We start from the raw sequence: 21,349 nt of genomic DNA on the forward strand, positions 1-21,349 counted from the left end.
GGAAGCCGCCCCGGCGACTACGATGCGCCCGTTCACGGTGATCCGCGCCCGCCACCGCCGGCAACCGACGCGGCGGACGCGCCACTTCGCCCTGTCTCACCCCCCGCGCCCCGAGGATCCGCCATGCGCACCACCCCCAGCAGCAGAGGGCTCCAGCCCAATGTCCTCGGCACCTTCGACACGATCGTGATGGCCGTCGCCGGCAGCGCCCCCGCCTACTCGCTCGCCGCGACCACCGCCGTCCTCTTCGGCGCGGTCGGCGTCGGCGGCCCCGCCGCCCTGCTGTACTGCGCGATACCCATGCTCGGCATCGTCCTCGCGTACGCCCGGCTCGGCCGGATCGACGTCAACGCGGGCGCCGCGTACTCCTGGGTGGGCCGCACCCTCCACCCCTTCCTCGGCTTCCTCTCCGGCTGGGCGCTCGTCTTCTCCACCACGGTCTTCATGGTGGCCGGTTCGCTGCCCGCCGGGTCCCTCACGCTCTCCCTGGTCGCCCCGGGCCTCGCCGACCACACCGCGCTCGCGGCGGCCGTCGGCGCCTGCTGGTTCCTGGTGATGCTGCTCGTCGTCCTGGGCGGCGCCCGGCTCACCGTACGGGCGCAGCTGATCATGTCCGGGGTCGAGATGCTGATCCTGGTCGGCTTCGTCCTCGCCGCCGTGGCCCACCGGGGGTACGCCACCGCCTTCGACTGGTCCTGGTTCGGCCTCGCCCAGTTCGACGGGCCCGGGGGCTTCGCCGCCGGCGCGCTGATCGCCGCGTTCTACTACTGGGGCTGGGACGTCACCAGCAACCTCAGCGAGGAGACCCGCAACAGCCGCAGGACCGCCGGGACCGCCGCGCTCGTCGGCGTCGGCTTCGTCTTCGTCCTCTTCGAGGCCATCACCGTCGCCGTCAACGTGCTGCTGAGCTCGGAGGAGATCCGCCGCGCCGGACCCAACGTCCTCGCCGTCGTCGGCCAGGAGGTGTGGCCCGGCGTCGGCGGCAAGCTCCTCGTCGTCGCCGTCCTCCTGTCCACCGTCGCCACCCTGGAGACCACCCTCATCCAGGTCACCCGCTCGCTCTTCGCGATGGGCCGCGACCGGACCCTGCCGGCCGCGCTCGGGACCGTGCACCGCCGCTGGAACACCCCGTGGGTCGCGGTCGCGACGGTCGGCGGGGCGGCACTGCTCCTGTTCGCCGCCGCCGCGGCGGCCGGGTCCGTGCAGCAGATCCTCCGGGACGCCGTCTCCGCGATCGGCCTCCAGATCGCCCTCTACTACGGCCTGGCGGGCATCGCCGCCGTCGTCGCCTACAAGGGCCTGCTCCTGCGCTCCGTGAAGAACCTGGTGGTCGGCGGCCTCTGGCCGCTGCTCGGCTCGGCGTTCATGCTGTGGGCCTTCGTCGAGTCCCTGGGCGAACTCTCCACCACCGCCCTGGCCATCGGCCTCGGCGGCCTGCTCCTCGGCGTGGTCCCGCTGGCCGTGTACGCCGGGAGGGGCAGCGACTACTACCGGAGCCCGGCCCGTCTCGACGCCGTCCGCGCCCTCGCCGCCTCGGCCGCCGCCGGGGCGGCCACCCCGGGCGCGCGCACGGGCGACCGGGACAAGAGCTACGCGACGGACTTCTGACCCCCGTTTCCGCCGGCCGCCGCACCCGAAGGAGGCATGATGGCCGTACGCCGCCGCTCCTCGCGCTCCTCGCGCCCCGCACGTCCCTCGCGTCCGGAGCGCTTCGTGCCCGACTTCGACCCGGACTTCGGGGACCGGGCGCTGACCGAGGCGCGCCACGACATCGTCATCGGCCGCTGGCAGGGCGTACGGGACCTGCTCGCCGCCACCGGGGACGACTGGGCGCGCCGCACCCACCGCATCCGGCTCCTCTCGCACGCCGCCGCCGGCAGCTCCACCGTCGAGACCTGGCGGGGCGCCGAGCCCGGCAACCCGGACGCGGCCGTGCTGCGGGCCGCGACCGAGGTGGTGCGGGTCTTCGACGCGGCCATCGCGGCCGGCCGGGGCGCCGCCGTCGACCGGGGCCGGATCGACGCGGCCGTGGACGCCTGCCGGGGCGCGGCCGAGGCGGCGCCCGCCGACCCGATGCCGTGGGTGTCGCTCCTGTCGGTGGCCAGGCTGTACGAGGGCGGGGTGCCGCGCCGCGAACTGCGCCACTGGTTCGACGAGTTGCGGCGCCGCGACCCGTACAGCACCGAGGGGCACATCCAGGTGCTGCGGTACTGGTCGGCGCGGTGGCACGGCACGCACGGCAGCATGTACGACTTCGCCCGCGACGCGGCGGGCGTGGCGCCGCCCGGCTCCCCGCTGCCGGTCCTGGTGCAGGTGGCCCGGGTCGAGGAGTACCGCTACATCGCGGACGGGGCCCTGGGCCGGGGCCCGGTGCGCGGTTTCGACCAGCACTGGAAGCACGAGCTGGCGGTGACCGAGCTGCGCCGCACGCACGCCCGCTGGATCGGCGGCCGGGACCCGGCGCTCCCGGTGGCCCCCGAGGAGGTCGGCGACCTCAACTTCCTCGCGCACGCGGCCTGTTACGCGGGCCAGGTGGACATCGCGCGGGAGCTGCTGGGGATGCTGGGGCGGCGGGCGGCGTGGGTGCCGTGGGCGTACACCGGGGACCCGGAGGAGCAGTTCACCCGGTTCGTGGAGGGCCTGGGGGCGGAGTGCCCCCAGGCCCGGGGCTGAGACCGGTTCCGCCGTACGGCTCCGGTCAGACGCCGATGTCGCGCCCGTCCGTGCGCCAGACGGCGACGACGGAGGGACGGACGATCTTCCCGGGACCGTCGGGCCAGGTGGACGCGGGCTTCTCGACGGACGCCCCGTCGATCTCACCCGGGTGCTGCACGGCGACGAGCACGCGCCGGTCCTGGATGACCGGGCCGCAGGTCTCGGCGCCCTTCGGCACGGTCAGGAACTGCTTCAGCTCACCGCGCCGCTCGCCCTGCACGGCGACGCCGAACAGGCCGTCGTGCGAGCCGAGCTGGGCGCCGTCGGTGGAGATCCACAGGTTGCCGTGCGGGTCGAAGGCGACGTTGTCCGGGCAGGAGATCGGGGAGACCTTCTCCTTGGGGAAGCCGGCGAAGTAGGTCGCCGGGTCGTTCGGGTCGCCCGCGACGAGGAAGAGGCGCCAGGCGAAGCCGTCCGAGGCCGGGTCGTCCCAGTGCTCGGCCAGCTCCAGGACCTGCCCGTGCTTGTTGAGGTTGCGCGGGTTGGCCTCGTCCGCGCCCGCCTTACCGGCCTTGCCGCGGTCGGTGTTGTTGGTGAGCGCGACGTACACGCGGCCGGTGCGGGGGCTGGGCTCGACGTCCTCGGGGCGGTCCATCCTCGTGGCCCCGACCTTGTCGCCGGCGAGACGGGTGAAGACGTACACCTCCTCGGCGGTCATGCCGGGGACGTGCGAGACGTTCCCGGTGGCGAGCGGGATCCACACGCCGGAGCCGTCGAACTCGCCGTCGTTCGGGAGCTTGCCGGTGCCGTCGACCTCGGTGGCCGGGGAGTCGCCGGTCAGCTTGGCGACGTACAGCGTGCCCTCGTCGAGGAGGGTGAGGTTGTGCTCGCGGGCGGCCCGCGAGCTCCCCTTCTTCATCCGCTTCGAGGAGACGAACTTGTAGAAGTAGTCGAAGCGCTCGTCGTCGCCCATGTAGACGACCGGGCGCCCGTCGGCGGTGAGGCGGGGCTGCGCGGCCTCGTGCTTGAAGCGGCCGAGGGCGGTGCGCTTGCGGGGCGTGGAGTCGGGGTCGTACGGGTCGAGCTCGACCACCCAGCCGAAGCGGTGGACCTCGTTGGGCTCCTGCTCGAGGTCGAAGCGCCGGTCGAACCGCTCCCACTTGCGCTCGGTGGCGCCGGAGCCGACGCCGTAGCGCTTGTCGGTGGCGCTGGAGCCGTGGGCGAAGTACTGGTTGAAGTTCTCCTCGCCGTGGAGGGTGGTGCCCCACGGGGTGGTGCCGCCGGCGCAGTTGTTGAGCGTGCCGAGGACCGTGCGGCCGGTCGGGTCGGCGGAGGTCTTCAGCAGGTCGCTGCCCGCGGCGGGGCCGGTGACCCGGAACTCGCTGGTGGTGTGCAGGCGCCGGTTGAGGTGGTGGCGGGTGACCGGCGTCAGCCTGCCCGTACGGCGCTCCTCCTCGACCACGACGACGGACAGGCCGTGCGCGGCCCAGGCGATCTCGACCTGCTCGCGGGTCGGGTTCTCGGGGTCGTAGCCGCGGAACATCAGGACTTCGTCGGTGTACTCGTGGTTGGCGACGAGGACCTGGCGGCCGCGCTCCCCGGGCAGCGGCAGCAGGGAGAGGAAGTCGTTGTTGTAGCCGAACTGGCCGGCCTGGGCCTTCGCGGTCTGCTTCTCGGCATGGAAGGCCGGGGCGCCGCGCAGGATGGGCTCGCCCCAGCGGATGACCACGTTCTGGGAGTAGCCGGAGGGGACGGTGACCTTGTCGGCGGTGTTGGGCGCGACGGGGGCGAAGCGGAGGCCGCGGGCGCCGTCGGCCCTGCCGGGCTGGTGTCCGTGACCGCCGTGGGCGACGGCCTCCGGGGCCTCGCCGAGCACGGCGGCGCCGCCGACGGCGGAGGCGACGGTGACCACGGCGGCGGCGCGCAGGGCGGAACGGCGGGAGAGGACACCGGCTATGAGGTCGCCGGCGTACTCGTTGTCGCTGGTGTTGGGCACCTCGTGGAAGCAGGCGTCGCCGCAGCGGTAGCGGCAGGTGAGAGCGGAACGGCCGCCTCCGTGCGGGTTCGTGCTCAGGAGCGGCAGCAGTTTGCGCACTTCGTCCTCCTCCGGCGCAGCACTGCGCCGACATGGCGTCGGGATGTCTTCGGCGGTGACGCTAGGTGCGGGTCCCTGCACGGGGGCGGCCGGGGAATGAACGGCGCATGAATGCGGGACGACCGGGGGCGACCGGGGCACGGAGGTGGCGGGAAGTGGCCGCTAACCTTACGTATCCGCCCTGGCCAGGGATGAAAGTCCCGAAACGCCCAGTACGGACATTCACACTGCACCCCCACTCATGCGAAAGGGTTCGCCCATGGGTATTCGGAGCATGCTGCGCAAGGTGTTCGGCCGGGACCGCGAGGACTCCCCGGCAACCTCCGTCCCGCCCCAGTCGCGTGAGACGGCGGAGCCGGTGGCTTCGGTGGAGCCGGTGACCCCTCAGGAGGCCGCCGAGGCTCCGGGGGCTACGGCGGCTCCGGATGCTCCGCATGCTCCGGAGGAGGAGGCCCGCCGGGCGGCGGACGACCTGGTGGCGGCGTCCTTCGACAACCCGCAGGTCCCGAAGGCCCGGAAGGCGGAACCGGAACCGGTCGTCGTGGAGGAGCAGGAGCCGGAGCCGGAGCCCGAGCCCGAGCCGGTCGTCGTGGAGGAGCCCCCCGTCCTCTCGGCCGCGGCCGAGGCGGCGGAGCGGGACGCGGCGGCCGCGTCCGCCGCCTCCGTGGAGGTCTCCCTGCCGGAGGAGCGGACCGACGGGACCGGACCGGCCCCGGAGGTCGAGGCCGTCGAGATCTCCTACCCCGAGGACCGCACCGGACCGAAGACCTGCGACGTCCCGGCGGCACCGGAGCCCGGAACCGCCGAGAAGGCGCCGGTCGCGGAGGACGCTCCGGAGACCGGGCCGGAGGCCCCGGCCACCACCGAGGTCGACGCGGACGCTCCCGCGGAGCCGGAGGCGACCGCCACCACCGAGGCCGCTCCGGAGGAGCGGGCCGCGGTCGGTACCGACGAGCCCCGGGCGGACGCCCCCGTGGCCGCCGGGGCCGAGCCGGAGACCCGGGTCGAGGGGACCCCGGCCGACGACGACACCCCGGCGGAGCCGGCGACCGCCGAGGCCACCGCCCCGGAGGCCGAGCCCGCGCCCGCACAGGAGCCCGCGCCCGAGGCCACCGCGCCCGAGGCCGAAACCGCCCCCGCCCCGGAGGCGGCCGAGCCCGAGGCCACCGCCCCGGAGGCCGGCGCCGCCCTTGCGCCGCAGGCCGAAGCCGCCTCCGTGCAGGAGCCCGCGCCCGTCGCTGCCGCTGCCCCGGAAACCGGGCCCGCCGCCGCCACCCCGCAGGCCGGGCCCGAGGCCCCCGCCGCCGCCCCCGAACCGGAGGCGACCGCCCCCGTCCCCACCCCCGAGACCCCCGTGATCACCGTCCTGGAGCCCGAGGTTCCCGAAGGGGTCGCGGCCTCCGACGGCGTCGCCCCGGCGGCCGCCGGTCCCGCGCTCTCCCTCGCCGGGGTCAAGGCCGTCGCCCCGCACCTCGCGGACGCGTACAAGGCCGCCGGGGCCGTGCTGAAGAAGCAGGGGCTCACCGGGGCGCGGGCCGCCGTGTACCTGGTCGTCGACCGGTCCGGCTCGATGCGCGGGTACTTCAAGGACGGCTCCGTGCAGCGGCTCGCCGAGCAGACGGTGGCGCTCGCGGCGCACCTCGACGAGAACGCCGCCGTCACGGCCGTGTTCTTCTCCACGGACGTCGACGGCACCGCCGAGCTGACCCCCGCCACGCTCTCCCCCACCGGCATCGAGGAGATCAACGCGGGCCTCGGCCGCCTGGGCCGCACCCACTACCACCGCGCCGTGGAGGAGGTCCTCGCCCACCACGAGAAGACCGACCCCGCCCGCCCGGCCCTGGTCGTCTTCCAGACGGACGGCGCGCCGGACGCGAAGACGGCCGCCACGCAGGCGCTCGCCGGAGCGGCGGACCGCCCGCTGCACTGGCGGTTCGTGGCCTGGGGCGAGGAGGACAACAAGGCCTTCGACTACCTCAGGAAGCTCGGCGCGCCCCGTACCGCCGCGTACTTCCCGGGCGCGACCCCGGCCGGCACGGCGCACGCCGCCTTCTACCGGGGTCTGCTCGAAGGCCTGGAGCTGTAAGCCCTACGAGCGGCGGGTGACGGTGGCCGGCAGGGTCACCGTCACCACGAGCCCGCCGCCCTCCCCGGCGCCCCGCGCCACCGCCGTCGCGGTCCCGCCGTGGGCGGCGGCGATCGACCGGACGATGGAGAGGCCGAGCCCGGCGCCGGGCCCCGTCCGGTCGCGTCCGGCGCCCCGCCGGAAGGGCTCGAAGAGGCTTTCGACCTCGTCCGGGGGGACGACGGGCCCGGTGTTGACGACGGTCAGGACGCCCCCGTCGACCCGCACGTCCACGGTGCCCCCGGGCACGTTGTGGGCGACCGCGTTCGCCACGAGGTTCCGTACGAGCTGCCGGAGCAGCACCCGGCTCCCCCGTACGACACCGCTCTCCGCGACGGCCGCGTCCTCGTACTCCTCCGCGACGACCTCGGCGAAGGGCACGTCCTCGCGCTCCGCGAGCCCGCGCTCGCCGCGGGCGAGGAGGAGCAGGCCGTCGAGGAGGCGTTCGCTCTGCCGGTTGGTGTCGAGGAGGACCTGCCGGACCTCGCAGTCCTCGTCCAGGCCGACCTGGAGGGCCGCGCGCTGGGTGGCGAGCGGGGTGCGCAGCTCGTGGGAGGCGTTGGCGACGAACCGCCGCTGGCTGTCGAAGGCGGTCTCCAGGCGTCCGAGCAGCGCGTCGATCGTGTCGCCCAGCTCCTTCAGCTCGTCGTCGGGCCCGCGCACCGCGAGCCGCCCGCCCAGGTCCCGCTCGGAGAGGCGCCGCGCGCGGGCGGTCATCTCGTGGACGGGCCGCAGCACGCGCCCCGCCGTCCACCAGCCCACGACGACGGCGCCGCAGGCGATGACGAGCAGGGCCAGGCAGGACCACATCAGCATCTGCTCGTTCGCGGCCCGGCCGACGTCGTCCCCGATCCGGTACGCCTCGACCACGGCGACCTCGCCGGCCCGCGCCACGATCGCCTCCTTCTCCCCGTCCGTACCGGCCCTGACCAGCAGGTTCACCACGAGCAGCAGCAGCGCGCCGAGGACCAGGAAGACCCCTCCGTACACGAGGGCGATCCGGGTCCGGATGGTCGATCCGGCCCCGAGGTATCCGGTACCGGAAGGGCTCACAGCACGTACCCCACGCCCTGCACGGTCCGGATCGGCCCCGGCTCCCCCAGCTTGGCCCGCAGCTTGCTCATGCAGACGCGCACCGCCCCGGTGAAGGGGTCGGCGTGGGCGTCCCAGGCGCGTTCGAGCAGTTCCTCGGCGGAGACGGCGGCGCCGTCGGCCTCCAGGAGGATCTGGAGGACGGAGAACTCCTTCGGGGAGAGGCCGAGGTCGCGCCCGTCGCGGACGGCGGTCCGCCGGACGGTGTCCATCCGCAGCCCGCCCCGTTCGAGGAGCGGCGGCAGGGGCCGGGCGGAACGGCGGCGCAGGGCGCGGACGCGGGAGACCAGCTCGGGGAACTCGAAGGGCTTGCCGAGGTAGTCGTCGGCGCCGAGGTCGAGCCCTTCGACCCGGTCCTCGACGGCCGTGGCGGCGGTCAGCATCAGGATGCGGGTGCGGGAGCCGCCGGCGACGAGCCGGCGGGCGACCTCGTCGCCGTGGACCCGGGGCAGGTCGCGGTCGAGGACGAGCACGTCGTACGCGTGCAGGGCCAGCCGCTCCAGGGCGTCCTCGCCGTCGTGGACGGCGTCGACGGCGAATCCGGCCCGCCGAAGGCCGGTGGCGACGAGCCCGGCGAGGACCCGCTCGTCCTCCGCTACCAGTACGCGCATGCCCCCATCCTCTCCGGGCCGCGCCGCCGCCCCTCCCCCGGGGTTCAGGGATGTGAGTGGATCTTCGGCGGGCCGTTAGGATTTCGACCATGGCGGCCACTGGATCCGAGAAGCAGGGGGCGAAGGCGTGAAGAGTTTCTACGTATCGACCCCCATTTACTACGTCAACGACGCTCCTCACCTGGGCCACGCCTACACGACCGTCGCAGGCGACGTGCTCACGCGCTGGCACCGTCAGCGCGGCGAGAAGGTGTGGTACCTCACCGGCACGGACGAGCACGGTCAGAAGATCATGCGCACGGCCGAGGCGAACGACGTCACGCCGCAGGCCTGGTGCGACAAGCTCGTGGAAGAGGCGTGGAAGCCCCTCTGGGAGCACCTGAACATCGCGAACGACGACTTCATCCGCACCACCCAGAAGCGTCACACCGACCGCGTCCAGGAGTTCGTGCAGGACCTGTACGACAAGGACGAGATCTACAAGGGCGGGTACGAGGGCCCGTACTGCGTGGGCTGCGAGGAGTTCAAGCTCCCCGGCGACCTCGTCGAGGCGGAGGACGGCACCAAGCTGTGCCCCGTCCACAAGAGGCCGGTGGAGATCCTCAAGGAGGAGAACTACTTCTTCAAGCTGAGCGCGTACGGCCCGAAGCTCCTGGAGTTCTACGAGGCGAACCCGGGCTTCATCCAGCCGGAGTCGGCCCGCAACGAGGTCGTGAACTTCGTCAAGCAGGGCCTGGACGACCTCTCCATCTCGCGCTCGACGTTCGACTGGGGCATCCCGGTGCCGTGGGACGAGAAGCACGTCATCTACGTGTGGATCGACGCGCTCCTGAACTACGCGACGGCCGTCGGATACAACGAGAACCCGGCGAAGTTCGAGGAGACGTTCCCGGCGGACGTGCACCTGATCGGCAAGGACATCCTGCGGTTCCACGCGGTGATCTGGCCGGCGATGCTGATGGCGCAGGGCCTGCCGGTCCCGGGCCGGGTGGCGGCCAACGGCTGGCTGATGGTCGGCGGCGAGAAGATGTCGAAGTCGAACCTGACCGGCATCAAGCCGCAGGACCTGACCTCGCACTTCGGCGTGGACGCCTACCGCTGGTACTTCCTGCGGGCGATCGCGTTCGGCCAGGACGGCTCGTTCTCGTGGGAGGACTTCACCGCCCGCTACACCAGCGAGCTGGCGAACGACTACGGCAACCTCGCCTCGCGCGTGGCCGCGATGGTCGGCAAGTACTTCGGCGGCGAGCTGCCCGCGTCGGCGGCCGACGGCGACGCGGAGAAGGCCGTGCACGAGGGCCTGGCGAAGGCCGTGGCCGTCGCCGACGCGAAGATCGGCGAGGAGCTGGACTTCCAGGCCGGCATCCTGGCGATCTTCGACTTCGTGAAGCAGGTCAACGGCTACATCACGGAGCAGGAGCCGTGGAAGGTCGCGAAGGACGAGTCGGAGGAGGGCCGCGCCCGCCTCGCGACGATCCTCTACACGGCCGCCGAGTCCCTGCGCGCGGTCGCGGTCCTGCTGAACCCGGTCATGCCGGAGACCTCGCAGGCGCTCTGGGACTCCCTGGGCGCCGGGGCGTCGCTGGGCGCCCTGGCCGACCAGCCGGTCCAGGACGCGGCCGCGTGGGGGCAGCTCCCGGCCGGAGCGACGGTGACGAAGGGCGCGGTGCTGTTCCCGCGTCTGGAGGAGCCGAAGAAGGACTGACGGCCCGCGCGACACGGCGAAGGCCGCCGCCCCCGTACGCGGGGGTGGCGGCCTTCGCCGTACCGGGAGGACCGGGAGGCCGGACCGGAGGGCCCGACCGGACGGCCGGACCGGGAGGCCGGACCGCAGCCGCGGCCGCGGCCCCCGTCAGAGCTCGTCGAGGAGGCTCGTCACGGAGCCGTTCTCGAAGATCTCCCGGATCGCGTGGGCGATCAGCGGCGCCACGGACAGCACCTCGACCTTGTCCAGGTCCGTCGCCGCCGCCGTCGGCAGCGTGTCGGTGAACACGAACCGGCTGACCCGCGAGTTCTTCAGCCGGTCCACGGCCGGCCCGGACAGGATGCCGTGCGTGGCCGCCACGATGACGTCCTCGGCGCCGTTCGCGTACAGCGCGTCCGCCGCCGCGCAGATCGTGCCCGCCGTGTCGACCATGTCGTCCACCAGGACGCACACCCGGCCCGCGACGTCCCCGACCACCTCGTGGACGCTGACCTGGTGGGCGACGTCCTTGTCCCGCTTCTTGTGGACGATCGCCAGGGGCGCGCCCAGCCGGTCGCACCAGCGGTCGGCGACCCGCACCCGGCCCGCGTCCGGGGACACCACGGTCAGCCGCTCGCGGTGGCCCAGACCGGCGATGTGGTCGGCCAGCGTGGGCAGCGCGAAGAGGTGGTCCACCGGGCCGTCGAAGAAGCCGACGATCTGGTCGGTGTGCAGGTCGATCGCCATGACCCGGTCCGCGCCCGCCGCGGCCAGCAGGTCCGCGAGGAGCTTGGCCGAGATCGGCTCGCGGCCCTTGTGCTTCTTGTCCTGGCGCGAGTAGCCGTAGAACGGCGCCACGACGGTGACGCTCCGGGCGGAGGCCCGCTTCAGCGCGTCGATCATGATCAGCTGCTCCATGATCCACGTGTTGATCGGCGCCGTGTGGGACTGCACGACGAAGCAGTCCGCGCCGCGCACCGACTCCTCGAAGCGGACGTAGATCTCCCCGTTGGCGAAGTCCCGGGCGGTGGTGGGCACCAAGGTGGTGCCCAGCTCCGCGGCGATCCGCTCGGCGAGCGCGGGGTGCGCGCGCCCGGAGAACAGCAGCAGCTGGCGCTCGTCCCGGGCCGCGGGGCGGGCGGGGCGGGAGGTGCGGACGGACCCGCTCACCGGCCGAGGACCGGGTAGTCGGTGTAGCCGCGGTGGTCACCGCCGTAGTACGTCGTCTCGTCGGGCGCCGTGAAGGGGCCGCCGGCCCGGACGCGGGCGGGCAGGTCCGGGTTGGCCAGGAACAGGGCGCCGAGCGAGACGGCGTCGGCCAGGCCCTCGTCCAGGATCTCCTGGGCCGCCTCGACCGAGGCCGGGAAGGCGTCCGGCGCGGCGTGCGGGTTCACCACCAGGTTGCCCCGCCACAGCTCGCGGACGGCCCGGGTGACCGGACGCGTCACGATCTCGCAGACCTCCAGGAAGGCCAGCTCGGGCAGGGCCGGCACCAGCGCCGCGTACAGGGCGTCGGTGTCGCCCTCCACGATGTCGTTGTAGGGGTTGCCGGGCGAGAGGCGCACGCTGGTGCGCTCGTTGCCGATGGCCGCGGCGACCGCCTCGGTGACCTCGACGGTGAACCGGATGCGGTTCGCGAGCGAGCCGCCGTAGGCGTCGGTGCGGTGGTTGGTGTTCCCGGCGAGGAACTGGTGCAGCAGGAAGCCGTTGCCGGCGTGGACCTGGACCCCGTCGAACCCGGCCTCCACGGCGTTGCGGGCGGCGTCCGCGAAGTCCCGTACGGTGGCGGCGATCTCGTCCGTCGTCAGCTCGTGCGGGACCGGGTAGTCCTGCATGCCGTCCGGGGTGAAGCACTGCCCGGCGGCGGCGATCGCCGAGGGGGCGACGGACCGGTGGGCGCTGTCGTAGAGCGACGGGTGGCCGATGCGGCCCGAGTGCATCAGCTGGACGACGATCCGGCCGCCCTTCTCGTGGACGGCGTCGGTGACCGTGCGCCAGGCGCGCACCTGCTCCGGGTGGTGCAGGCCGGGGGTGTTCAGGAAGCCCTGCCCGACCTGGGAGGGCTGGGTGCCCTCGGTGATGATGAGGCCGGCGGAGGCGCGCTGGGCGTAGTACTCGGCCATCAGCTCGGTGGCGCCGCCGCACGGCTTGGCCCGGTTGCGGGTCATGGGCGCCATCACGAGCCGGTTGGCGAGCGGGATCTTGCCGAAGGTGGCGGAGTCGAACAGCGAGGTCATCGTCTTCCTTTGGTCGTGACGGGGAGCGTGGTGGGGGTGGTCAGGACTGCTCGGCCCGGTGGCGGGCGTGGGCGGCGGCGAGCCGGCCGCCGACCTCCGCGGTGGAGATCAGGACGGCCATGTTGGCCTGCGCGGTGCGGCCGCCGGTGGCCCGGTCGACCGCGTGCATCAGGTACTTGGTCAGGCCCTGGCCGGTGACGCCGTCCCGCTCGGCCTGGACGAGCGCGTCGCGGATGGCGGCCTCGGCCTCGTCGGAGTCGACGGCGTCCTCGTCCCGGGGCGGGGTGGTGACGACCACGCCGCCGGGGTGGCCGGTGGCCCAGTGGAGGTCCACGATCCGGGCCAGCAGGTCCTCGTCGTCCACGCGGTGCGGGGCGCGGACGCCGCTGGAGGCGCAGTAGAACGCGGGGAAGTCGTCGGAGCCGTGCGCGATCACCGGGACGCACTGCGTCTCCAGGTACTCCATGGTGAGCTTCAGGTCGAGGATCATCTTGGCGCCCGCGCAGACGACGGCGACCTTGGAGCGGGTGAGCTGGATCAGGTCGGAGGAGACGTCCATCGTGGTCTCGGCGCCCCGGTGCACCCCGCCGAGCCCGGCGGAGGAGAAGAACGGGATGCCGGCCAGCTCGGCGGCCACCAGCGAGGAGGCGACGGTGGTCGCGCCGCGCCCGCCCCGGGCCAGGACCACGGGCAGGTCGCGGCTGGAGACCTTGGGGATGCCTGACTCGGAGGCGAACCGCTCGATGTCCCGCTCGGTCATGCCGACCCGGACGGCGCCGTCCTCGATGCAGATGGTCGCGGGCACGGAGCCGCCCTTGCGGACGGCGGCCTCGACCCGGTGGGCCGTCTCGGCGTTGTGCGGGTACTTCAGGCCGTGCGTGATGACGTTGGACTCCAGGGCGACGACCGGCCGGCCCTCGTCCAGGGCCTGGCGGACCTCGTCGGAGTAGACGATCGGGATGCGGCTGCTCATCGGTCTCCTTCTGCGGGGAGGGGCTGGGAGTAGTTCGGCTGCTTCCACAGCAGGGAGGACTTCGCCTCGATCTCCGGTACGTGCACGGCCTCGGTCCAGCGGGACGGCTCGACGGGCTCCACGGCGATCGAGACCGCGCCGGGCTCCACCCGGAAGATCCGGGTGACCTCGGCGGTCAACCGCTCGACCAGGTCGGCCCGTTCGGCCTCGGTGAAGCCGCGGGGGAAGTGCTTGATGTTCACGTGCGGCACGGCCGCGCTCCTTCTCCGGTTCGTCCGGTACGGGCCCTGGTCCCGGGGCGGGGCGCCCCGCCCCGGGACCAGGGGGTCTGCTAGCTGCGGGTGGTGCGCCGGATGCCGGCGACGAGTTCGCCCACCCCGTGCTCCTTGAGCACGTCGTAGTGGTCGCCCGCGAGGTCGACGACGACCGGCGGCTCGGCCGAGTAGCCGGAGCTGGACTCCAGGAAGGAGTAGTCGTCGCCGCGCGCCTTGAAGATGGTCACCGGCGCCTCGATCCGGCGCTCCCTGAGTTCGCCGAAGCTGTACTCGAACTCGTAGGTCTCGGCGACGATCCGGGTGATGCGGCGGATCGTCCCCGTGTCGAGGGCGGGCAGCCGGTCGTGGACGAACGCCACGAAGGATTCCTCGTCGGTCACGCGCCGCAGGCAGTCCTCGATCACGGGTCCGTGGGCGGTGCCCATGAACACCGAGCACAGGATGGTGGTGTACGCCGGGTTGGCGAAGGACGCCTCCCGGCCCCACCGGTGTCCGTCCTGCTCGCGCACCTTCGGGTTGCCGGGGCAGATGAGCAGCAGGCGCTCGACCTCCGCGCCGGCCTGCTCCAGCTGCCAGGCCGCCTCGAAGGCCACCCGCGCGCCGAAGGAGTAGCCCCACAGGGTGTACGGGCCGGAGGGCTGGACGCGGCGGATCTCCGCCACGTCGGCCATGGCCATGTCCCTGATGGAGGCGTACGGCGTCTCGCCGGGGTTGATGCCGTACGCCTGGACGCCGGTGACGGGCCGGCCCAGTTCCACGTCCCGCGCGAGCAGCCGCAGGTTCATCGGGTAGCCGCCCAGGCCGGGCCAGCAGAAGACGGGGCTGCCGCTGCCGCCGGTGTGCAGCGGCACCAGGCGCGAGCCGCTGCCGCCGGAGCCGGTGTCGACGCGGGCGGCCAGGTCCGCCAGCTTCGGGGTCTCGAAGAGGACCTGGAGCGGCAGGTCGATCCCGAACTCCCGTCTGAGCTTGTTGACCAGGGCGACGGCGTGCAGGGAGTTGCCGCCCGAGGCGAAGAACTCGTCCTGGGTGGAGACGTCCTCGTACTTCAGCATCCGGCCCCACTCGGCGGCCAGCCACCGCTCGGTGGCCGTGGCCGGGGCGACGTACTCGGCCGCGGCCCGGTTCGCGACGACCTCCGGGAGCGCCGCGGTGGCCTTGGCGTCGATCTTCCCGTTGGCGGTCAGCGGCAGTTCGTTCACCACCACGACGCGGGCGGGGATCATGTAGTCCGGCAGGAACCGCGCCAGGTCGTCGCGGATCATCTCCGCCGGACCCCGGGTGTGCACGGCGTCCTCGTTCATGCCCTGGTGGGCGGCCTGCTCCTCGCTGATCCGCCCGCCGACGAAGAAGTACGAGGCGGGGGCGTCCGGCAGCCCGGCGGCGGCCAGCAGGTCGTCGAGGCGCCGGGCGGCGGGCAGCGGGTTGCCGCTCTTGGACGAGTAGCCGGAGGACATGAAGCCCAGGCCCGGGGCGCGCTGGAGGCGGTGCAGCAGCGTGCCGAGCACGATGTAGTGCCGCCAGTCGTCGGTGCTGCGGGAGACCGCGCTGATGCCGAAGGAGGCCCGGTCGTACACCTCCTGGTTGATGGCGATGACGTGGCGGCGCTCCACCACGTCCGTGCCGAGCCGCCGGAGCGCGCCGTCCCGGTGCAGGTAGAGCCCCTCGGGCAGCCCCTCCACCCGGTCCGCGTGCGTCTGGACGAGGAGGTCGACCTCGTCGGGGCGGGCGCGGCCGTGCTCCTCGGTGATCGCGAAGGCCCCCAGGTAGAGGTCGTCCTCGGCGCCGTCGAGCCGGTCCCGGAAGGCGGGGTCGAGCCCGGCCGGGTCGATGGTCAGACCGTACGGGGGCAGCACCTCCTCGAAGACGCCGACCATGTGGCCGGCCTCGAACTCCAGGACCTCCGCGATGTTGTTCTTGTAGACGGGCTCGATGGCCTGCCGGCGGCCCAGGAAGTGCACCTTCAGGGTCGGCCCCGCCAGGTCCGCGGACGCGTCGCCGATCCGGACCAGGGTGTGGTCGACGGGATGGTGGTAGTAGACGCCGGACAGTCCGCACAGGTCGTGCGCCTCGACGTACAGCTGGGTCGCGTAGAGGGCGCCGGGCGAGGCGTACGCGTACTTGGGGAGCAGTCGCTCCTCGCTGTGGAACGGGCCGAACCGGCGCAGGATGCGGCCGAGTCCGTCCAGGGTCAGCTCGGTGAGCGGCCGCGGTTCGGCGGCGCGGCGGGGGCGCCGGGCGAGCAGGCCGAGGAGGTCGTCGGCGGTGACCCGCCCGCCCTCGTAGAACCGGTAGGTCTTGCGGGCGAACGCCTCCCGGCGCTGCTCGGCGGTGGCCTCGCGGCCGGGCAGCGGGACGGCCGGGCGTCCCGCCAGCTCGGCGGGGGTGCGCAGGCCCGGGTTGGCGAGCTGGGCCTTCACCTGGAGCTTGGACGCCTTGGACTGGTGGTGGCCGGCGTCGTCCCGGCCCTGGTCCATCACGGCGGCGGTGCGCTCGTTGAGCTCGACGGCCGCGAGGAGGTCCTTGCCGCCGGTGCGGGGGTTGTCGGTGACCACTGCGGCGGCGCGGCGCACCCAGGTGTGCTCCTCGACGCGGGACGCCACCTCCTCCAGTTCGACGCGGTAGCCGCGCAGCTTGACCTGGTTGTCGGTGCGTCCGGTGAACTGGATCGAGCCGTCCGGGTTCCACTGGCACAGGTCGCCGCTGCGGTACAGCCGCTCCGTCGGGTTGAACGGGGAGGGCAGGAAGCGCTGGGCGGTCGCCTCGGGGAGGCCGATGTAGCCGCGGGCGACCTGGACCCCGCCGAGGAACAGCTCACCGCTCTCGCCGATGTCGACCGGCTGCATGTTGTCGTCGAGGATGTAGCAGGTGACGTTGTCGGCCGGTACGCCGATGGGCAGGATGCCGGACGGCGCGGCGTCCAGGGTCTCCGGGTCCACCCAGTGCGAGGTGGCGTTGATGGTGGTCTCGGTCGGCCCGTACAGGTTGACCAGGGACACGTCCGGCAGGGCCGCGCACAGGTCGGCGGCGAGCTTGCGGGTGAGGGCCTCGCCGCCGGAGAAGAGCCGGGTCAGCGAGGTGCACGTCTCGAACTCCTGGGTGTCCAGGAGGGCTTGGAACAGGGTGGGCACGGCCTGGAGCGCGGTCACCTGGTGCTCGCGGATCATGCCGATGATCGCCTGCGGGTCCCGGAAGATGCCCGGGACGCCCATCACGACGCGGGCGCCGACGGCCGGGGCGAGGATCTCCCACTGGGCGGCGTCGAAGCTCATCGGCGTCTTCTGCAGGATCGAGACGCCCGGCCCGAGGTGTCCGCAGTTGGCCAGCCAGCGTAACTGGGAGACGACGCTGCGCTGTTCGATCATCACGCCCTTGGGGTTGCCGGTGCTGCCCGAGGTGTAGATGACGTACGCGAGGTCGTCGGCGTGCGTCTCGGGGCGCGGGGGCGCGGCGAGGGGCGTGCCCGGGGCCTCCGCGGCCTCGGCGTCCTGCCGGGTGACGACGGTGGTGCCGGCCGGGGCGAGGCGCCGTACGCGCTCGCGCAGGTGCGGCTGGGTGACGATCACGCGGACGCCCGCGTTCTCGACCATGTACCTCAGGCGTGCTTCCGGGTAGTCCGGGGAGAGCGGGAGGTAGGCGGCGCCCGCCCCGAGGATGCCCCACGCGCCGGTCATCAGGTCGGCGGAGGGCTCGGTGTAGAGGCCGACGCACGTGTCGGGGGTGACCCCCAGGGCGGTCAGGTGGGCGCCGAGCCGGTCGGACTCGGTCTGCAGCCCGCGGAAGGTGAGGTCGCCGTCCGCGGTGGTGACGGCGATGTCGTCGGGGCACAGCCGGACCTGCTGGGCGAGCAGGCTGTGCAGCGAGGTGTGCTTGCGGTGCACGCCGGTTATCGGCGCACGGGTGTTCATGCGGTGATCCCCCTGATGACGTGAGTGGTGCTCAGATCCGGCTGGTCGCGCGTACGGGCGGGGCCGGTTCGGGCTTCTCGCTCCGGTTGCGCGGCTGGGCGAGGACGACGGCCGCGACGACGGCCGCGGCGCCGAGGAGCTGGAGCGGGCGCAGGCTCTGGTCGAGGAAGAGGTAGCCGAGGACGGTGGCGCACAGCGGCGAGGCGAACGACAGGAACGAGGCCGCGAGCGCGGGGAGTTTGGACAGTCCGCGGAACCACAGGACGTAGGCGAGGAGCGCGCCGATGACGCTGAGGTAGAGGAAGCCGCCGACGTTGCCCCAGGTGAGGTGGTCCGGCATGTCCTCGCCGACCAGGGTGATCGGCAGCAGGACCAGGCCGCCGACGGTGAGCTGCCAGCCCGTGAAGGTCAGCAGGCTGACGCCGTCGGGGCGCCCCCACTTCTTGGTGAGCACGATGCCGGAGGCCATGCACAGGGCGCCGAGGAGTCCGGCGACGACGCCGACGGCGTCCAGGCCGGCGTGCGGTTGCAGCACGAGGAGGGCCACGCCCGCGGCGGCGAGGAGGCAGGAGCCGACGTGGATCGGCCGGATGCGGTCCTGCAGGAGCAGGGCGCCGAGCAGCAGCACGATCATCGGCTGCACGGACATGACCAGGGCGGCGACCCCGCCGGGCAGGTGGTACGCGGCGAGGAACAGGAAGTAGAAGAACGCGCCGATGTTCAGGACGCCGAGGACCACGGCCCGCCACCACCAGCCGCCCCGGGGCAGCGTCCGCGTGATCAGCAGCAGGATGAGCCCGGCGGGCAGGGCGCGCACCGTGGAGGCCAGCAGCGGGCGGTCGGGCGGCAGGAACTCGGTGGTGATCAGGTAGGTGGAGCCCCAGACGGCGGGGGCGAGCGCGGTGAGCGCGGAGGTACGGGCGATCTTCTGGCCGCTCACGCGGTGGCTCCGGAGTCGGTGGTGCCGAAGAAGCGGTCGCCGAAGTCGCCGATGCCCGGGATCATGAACGCGTGCTCGTTGAGGCGTTCCTCGACGGCGCTGGTGACGACCTTCACGCGCGGCCGCTCGGTGGCGACGCGGTCCAGGCCCTCGGGCGAGGAGATGAAGGTGGTCAGCACGATGTTCTCCTCGCGCACGCCGGCGTCCAGGAGGACGTCGATCGCGGCGAGCGCCGATCCGCCGGTGGCCAGCATCGGTTCGAGGAGCAGGACGTGCCGCTGGGCGATGTCGGCGGGCAGGTGCTTGTAGTACAGGTGCGGGAGCTTGGTCTGCTTGTCCCGCTGGATGAGGATCTTGCCGATGCGGATGCCGGGGTGGATGTCCCGCAGTTCGCTCTCCATCGCCTCGCCGGCCCGGATGACGGGCACCGCGCAGATCTTCGTGGTGAAGGCGAGTCCGTGGTAGGTGGCGCCGACCGGGGTGGTGACGTCCTTCTTGGTGAACGGCAGGAGGTCCAGGCCGGCTTCGAGGAGCAGGCGGATGACGCGCCGCGAGTAGAAGACGAAGTCCTCGCGGCTGCAGTGCCGGTCCCGGATGATCGTGTGGATGGCGCGGAGCTGGTCGGTCTGCGGCAGCAGGTGCACAGGGTGGCCCGTGGTCACGGCTGGTTCCTTCGAGGTCGAGGGGAACGCGGTACGGGAGGGTGGCGGTCGGCGGTCCTCCGGGGCCCGGGTGTCCGGGCGTCCGGGGTGTCCGGGCGTCCCGGATGCCCGGACGTCCGGGGTGTTCGGGCATCCGGGACGTCCGGGGCGTCCGGGCCGCCGCGGCCGGGATGCGGCGCGGGGCCGGGACGCCGGGCGGATCCGGGCCCGGCGGGCGGGACCGGCGCCGCCCGGCGGGACCGGCGCCGTCCGGCCCGGGGCAGGGGTCGGTGACCCCGGTGTCGGTGCCGGGGTGCCGGGCCGACGGGGGAGGACGGCGACGCGCCGGGGCACCCCCGCGCGGACGCGGGGGCGGGGCGGGAACGGGTGGGCGTACGGAGGAGTCGGCGTACGGAGGAGTCGGCGGCACGCGGCGGGCGCGCGGCGTGCCGGACCGGCCCGGGAGGGCGGCTCCGGTGGCGCCTCCGACGGGGCCTGTGACGGACCTGCGACGGCCCTACGACAGACCTACGGCGGTCCTGCGACGAACCCGCAGCGGTCCTGCGACGGGACCTTCGGTCAGCCGATCGCGTCGAAGGCGCGGCGCGCCTCGGCGACGAACGTGGCGACCTTGGCGCGGTCCTTGCGCCCGTCGGGGCCCTCCAGACCGGTGTGCGCGTCCACGGCGGCCGGCTTCACGGCGACGATCGCGTCGTACACGTTCTCCGGGTTGAGACCGCCGGCCATCATCAGCGGCTTGGGCGAGCGGCGGACGAGCTCGGCGGAGACGTTCCAGTCGTGGGTGAGGCCGGTGGCGCCCTTGGCACCGGTCTTCGGGTCGAACGTGTCGGTGATGTACATGTCGACGAAGGGGTGCGTCTCGTCGACGAGGCGCAGCAGCTCCTCGGCGTTGTCCTCCTTGACGACCAGCGACTTGAGGACGAACAGGTCGGGCCGCAGCTCCTTCAGGAGCCGGAGCTGCTCCGTCTCCACGTCGCCGTGCAGCTGCACCGCGATGACGCCGAGCTCGGTGCAGAACTCGCTGACCTCGGTCGCGTCGGTGAGGTAGCTGATGAGGACGCCCGCGTGCGGGCTCTGGAGCCCCTTGATGATGTTGGCGGCGTCCTGCTCGGCTATGTCGTCCTTGCCGGACGGCAGCCGGAGGGCGAATCCGAGCCAGTCGGCGCCCTCGCCGATGATCATGTCGGCTTCCGCCGCGTCGATGACGCCGGCGACCTGAACGAGCTTGTTGACAGTGGTCACGTGGACCGTCCCCCTGATTGATGCGGTTTCTACGCCCGTCCCCCACGGATGCGGGCGGTGGTGCGACGTGGCCTCAGCGGCCGTACGTCTCGCCGAACCGGGTCAGCGACGGATCGCGGCGCCCGGGATGGCGTCGGGTCTCGGCCGGGTGGCCGAGCGGTACGAGCAGGGCGATGTGCAGGTCGTCGCGGCCCTCGATCCCGATGGCCTTCTTGACCAGGTCCTCGTCCCAGCCGTTCATCGGGCTGGTGGCGAGGCCCGCGGCCTCGGCGGCGATCATCAGGAAGGAGGCGGCGATCATGGCGTCCTTGACCGCGTACTCCCGCGCCAGGCCCCGGTCGCGCAGGTCCTCGTGGAAGAGGCGCACCGACTCGGGCAGGCCCGCGTCGAACTCCTCGGTCCAGGCGCCGAGCCGGGACGCCGTCGCGCGGACCTCGTCGAGGTTCTCGCGCCAGGCTCCGGACTCGGCCACGAAGACCAGCGTCACGGGCGCCTCCTGAGGGTGCGGCTGCCCGCCGGTGGCCTCGGTGAGCGCCCTGCGCCCCTCCTCGCCGGAGACGATCACGACCGAGCGGGCCTGCAGGTTGTAGCTGGAGGGCGCCTCCATCGCGAGGTCGACCAGTTCGTGCACCAGTGCCAGGGGTACCGGATCGGGCCGGTAGTGGCGGATGCTGCGGCGCGCACGGATGACCCGGGACACCGTTGCACGATCGGTCTCCGTCGGCTGCACGAGCACTGCCCCTCTCCCCCTTGCTTCGACATCAAACTGTCCGGCATCGAGAAACTATGGCGTGAACTACACTCATGTCAAACAATTTGGTCTCTAACTAACATCGACCGATTCGTGAAGAGG

At 73.1% G+C, this 21,349-nt stretch carries 15 protein-coding genes and 1 pseudogene; 4 read left to right on the forward strand and 12 right to left on the reverse strand.

Features of this window, described 5'->3' with window-relative positions; all coding sequences use genetic code 11:
* Positions 1 to 123 precede the first annotated feature (123 nt).
* Together OO47_RS06380 and OO47_RS06385 are read left to right on the forward strand one after the other, a co-directional pair.
* Entirely contained in the window at positions 124 to 1,608 is a 1,485-nt protein-coding gene (locus OO47_RS06380) for an APC family permease (RefSeq protein WP_030206418.1), read from the forward strand.
* A gap of 39 nt (positions 1,609 to 1,647) precedes the next feature.
* Positions 1,648 to 2,673, forward strand: a complete 1,026-nt coding sequence (locus tag OO47_RS06385) for a hypothetical protein (RefSeq protein WP_030206421.1) — start codon at positions 1,648 to 1,650, stop codon at positions 2,671 to 2,673.
* A 25-nt stretch (positions 2,674 to 2,698) separates the two neighbouring features.
* Here OO47_RS06385 and OO47_RS06390 read toward each other — a convergent pair whose 3' ends face one another.
* Positions 2,699 to 4,750: a PhoX family protein gene (locus tag OO47_RS06390; protein WP_030206426.1), complete on the reverse strand. Its 2,052-nt coding sequence runs from the start codon at positions 4,748 to 4,750 to the stop codon at positions 2,699 to 2,701.
* Positions 4,751 to 5,009: 259 nt separating this feature from the next.
* Between OO47_RS06390 and OO47_RS37655 the strand changes: the two genes are divergently transcribed.
* Positions 5,010 to 6,836 (forward strand): VWA domain-containing protein, encoded by a 1,827-nt coding sequence (locus OO47_RS37655; protein WP_063831881.1) that lies wholly within the window; start codon positions 5,010 to 5,012, stop codon positions 6,834 to 6,836.
* A 3-nt stretch (positions 6,837 to 6,839) separates the two neighbouring features.
* Here the strand turns inward: OO47_RS37655 and OO47_RS06400 are convergent, their stop codons facing one another.
* Positions 6,840 to 7,928, reverse strand: a complete 1,089-nt coding sequence (locus tag OO47_RS06400) for an ATP-binding protein (protein ID WP_030206432.1) — start codon at positions 7,926 to 7,928, stop codon at positions 6,840 to 6,842.
* On the reverse strand, positions 7,925 to 8,578 hold the full coding sequence (locus tag OO47_RS06405) for a response regulator transcription factor (protein WP_030206437.1): 654 nt from the start codon (positions 8,576 to 8,578) through the stop codon (positions 7,925 to 7,927). The genes OO47_RS06400 and OO47_RS06405 overlap by 4 nt, the downstream gene beginning before the upstream one ends.
* An 89-nt stretch (positions 8,579 to 8,667) precedes the next feature.
* Here OO47_RS06405 and metG point away from each other — a divergent pair.
* Positions 8,668 to 10,283: pseudogene (metG, locus tag OO47_RS06410) on the forward strand (methionine--tRNA ligase).
* A gap of 147 nt (positions 10,284 to 10,430) precedes the next feature.
* Here metG and OO47_RS06415 read toward each other — a convergent pair.
* The 9 genes from OO47_RS06415 to OO47_RS06455 all read right to left on the reverse strand — a co-directional run bounded on the left by OO47_RS06415 (position 10,431) and on the right by OO47_RS06455 (position 21,196).
* Positions 10,431 to 11,432 (reverse strand): ribose-phosphate diphosphokinase, encoded by a 1,002-nt coding sequence (locus OO47_RS06415; RefSeq protein WP_051715242.1) that lies wholly within the window; start codon positions 11,430 to 11,432, stop codon positions 10,431 to 10,433.
* Positions 11,429 to 12,499, reverse strand: a complete 1,071-nt coding sequence (locus OO47_RS06420) for an alkene reductase (RefSeq protein ID WP_030206445.1) — start codon at positions 12,497 to 12,499, stop codon at positions 11,429 to 11,431. The genes OO47_RS06415 and OO47_RS06420 overlap by 4 nt, the downstream gene beginning before the upstream one ends.
* Before the next feature lie 40 nt (positions 12,500 to 12,539).
* Positions 12,540 to 13,472 (reverse strand): pseudouridine-5'-phosphate glycosidase, encoded by a 933-nt coding sequence (locus tag OO47_RS06425; RefSeq protein ID WP_030206447.1) that lies wholly within the window; start codon positions 13,470 to 13,472, stop codon positions 12,540 to 12,542.
* The gene (locus OO47_RS06430) at positions 13,469 to 13,723 is read right to left on the reverse strand and encodes a tautomerase family protein (RefSeq protein ID WP_030206450.1); all 255 of its coding nucleotides are present in this window, start codon (positions 13,721 to 13,723) and stop codon (positions 13,469 to 13,471) included. The genes OO47_RS06425 and OO47_RS06430 overlap by 4 nt, the downstream gene beginning before the upstream one ends.
* 80 nt (positions 13,724 to 13,803) lie before the next feature.
* The gene (locus tag OO47_RS06435; RefSeq protein WP_030206453.1) at positions 13,804 to 17,652 is read right to left on the reverse strand and encodes a non-ribosomal peptide synthetase; all 3,849 of its coding nucleotides are present in this window, start codon (positions 17,650 to 17,652) and stop codon (positions 13,804 to 13,806) included.
* Between the two features lie 31 nt (positions 17,653 to 17,683).
* Positions 17,684 to 18,592, reverse strand: a complete 909-nt coding sequence (locus OO47_RS06440) for an EamA family transporter (protein ID WP_030206457.1) — start codon at positions 18,590 to 18,592, stop codon at positions 17,684 to 17,686.
* Positions 18,589 to 19,236, reverse strand: coding sequence for a uracil phosphoribosyltransferase (gene upp, locus OO47_RS06445; protein WP_030206460.1), 648 nt, complete (start codon positions 19,234 to 19,236; stop codon positions 18,589 to 18,591). Before upp ends, OO47_RS06440 begins: the two co-directional genes overlap by 4 nt.
* A gap of 576 nt (positions 19,237 to 19,812) precedes the next feature.
* Positions 19,813 to 20,496: a phosphoribosylanthranilate isomerase gene (locus OO47_RS06450; RefSeq protein ID WP_030206462.1), complete on the reverse strand. Its 684-nt coding sequence runs from the start codon at positions 20,494 to 20,496 to the stop codon at positions 19,813 to 19,815.
* A 73-nt stretch (positions 20,497 to 20,569) separates the two neighbouring features.
* Positions 20,570 to 21,196, reverse strand: coding sequence for a nitroreductase family protein (locus tag OO47_RS06455; RefSeq protein WP_234323096.1), 627 nt, complete (start codon positions 21,194 to 21,196; stop codon positions 20,570 to 20,572).
* Between the last annotated feature and the right edge of the window lie 153 nt (positions 21,197 to 21,349).

Origin of the sequence: Streptomyces bikiniensis (assembly GCF_000716625.1) — a bacterium.
GTDB classification, from domain to species: domain Bacteria; phylum Actinomycetota; class Actinomycetes; order Streptomycetales; family Streptomycetaceae; genus Streptomyces; species Streptomyces bikiniensis.

Coding starts and splice junctions, on each gene's coding strand:
- OO47_RS06380 (WP_030206418.1), top strand. CDS start 124: ATGCGCACCACCCCCAGCAGCAGAGGGCTCCAGCCCAATGTCCTCGGC.
- OO47_RS06405 (WP_030206437.1), bottom strand. CDS start 8,578: ATGCGCGTACTGGTAGCGGAGGACGAGCGGGTCCTCGCCGGGCTCGTC.
- OO47_RS37655 (WP_063831881.1), top strand. CDS start 5,010: ATGGGTATTCGGAGCATGCTGCGCAAGGTGTTCGGCCGGGACCGCGAG.
- OO47_RS06420 (WP_030206445.1), bottom strand. CDS start 12,499: ATGACCTCGCTGTTCGACTCCGCCACCTTCGGCAAGATCCCGCTCGCC.
- OO47_RS06435 (WP_030206453.1), bottom strand. CDS start 17,652: ATGAACACCCGTGCGCCGATAACCGGCGTGCACCGCAAGCACACCTCG.
- OO47_RS06425 (WP_030206447.1), bottom strand. CDS start 13,472: ATGAGCAGCCGCATCCCGATCGTCTACTCCGACGAGGTCCGCCAGGCC.
- OO47_RS06385 (WP_030206421.1), top strand. CDS start 1,648: ATGGCCGTACGCCGCCGCTCCTCGCGCTCCTCGCGCCCCGCACGTCCC.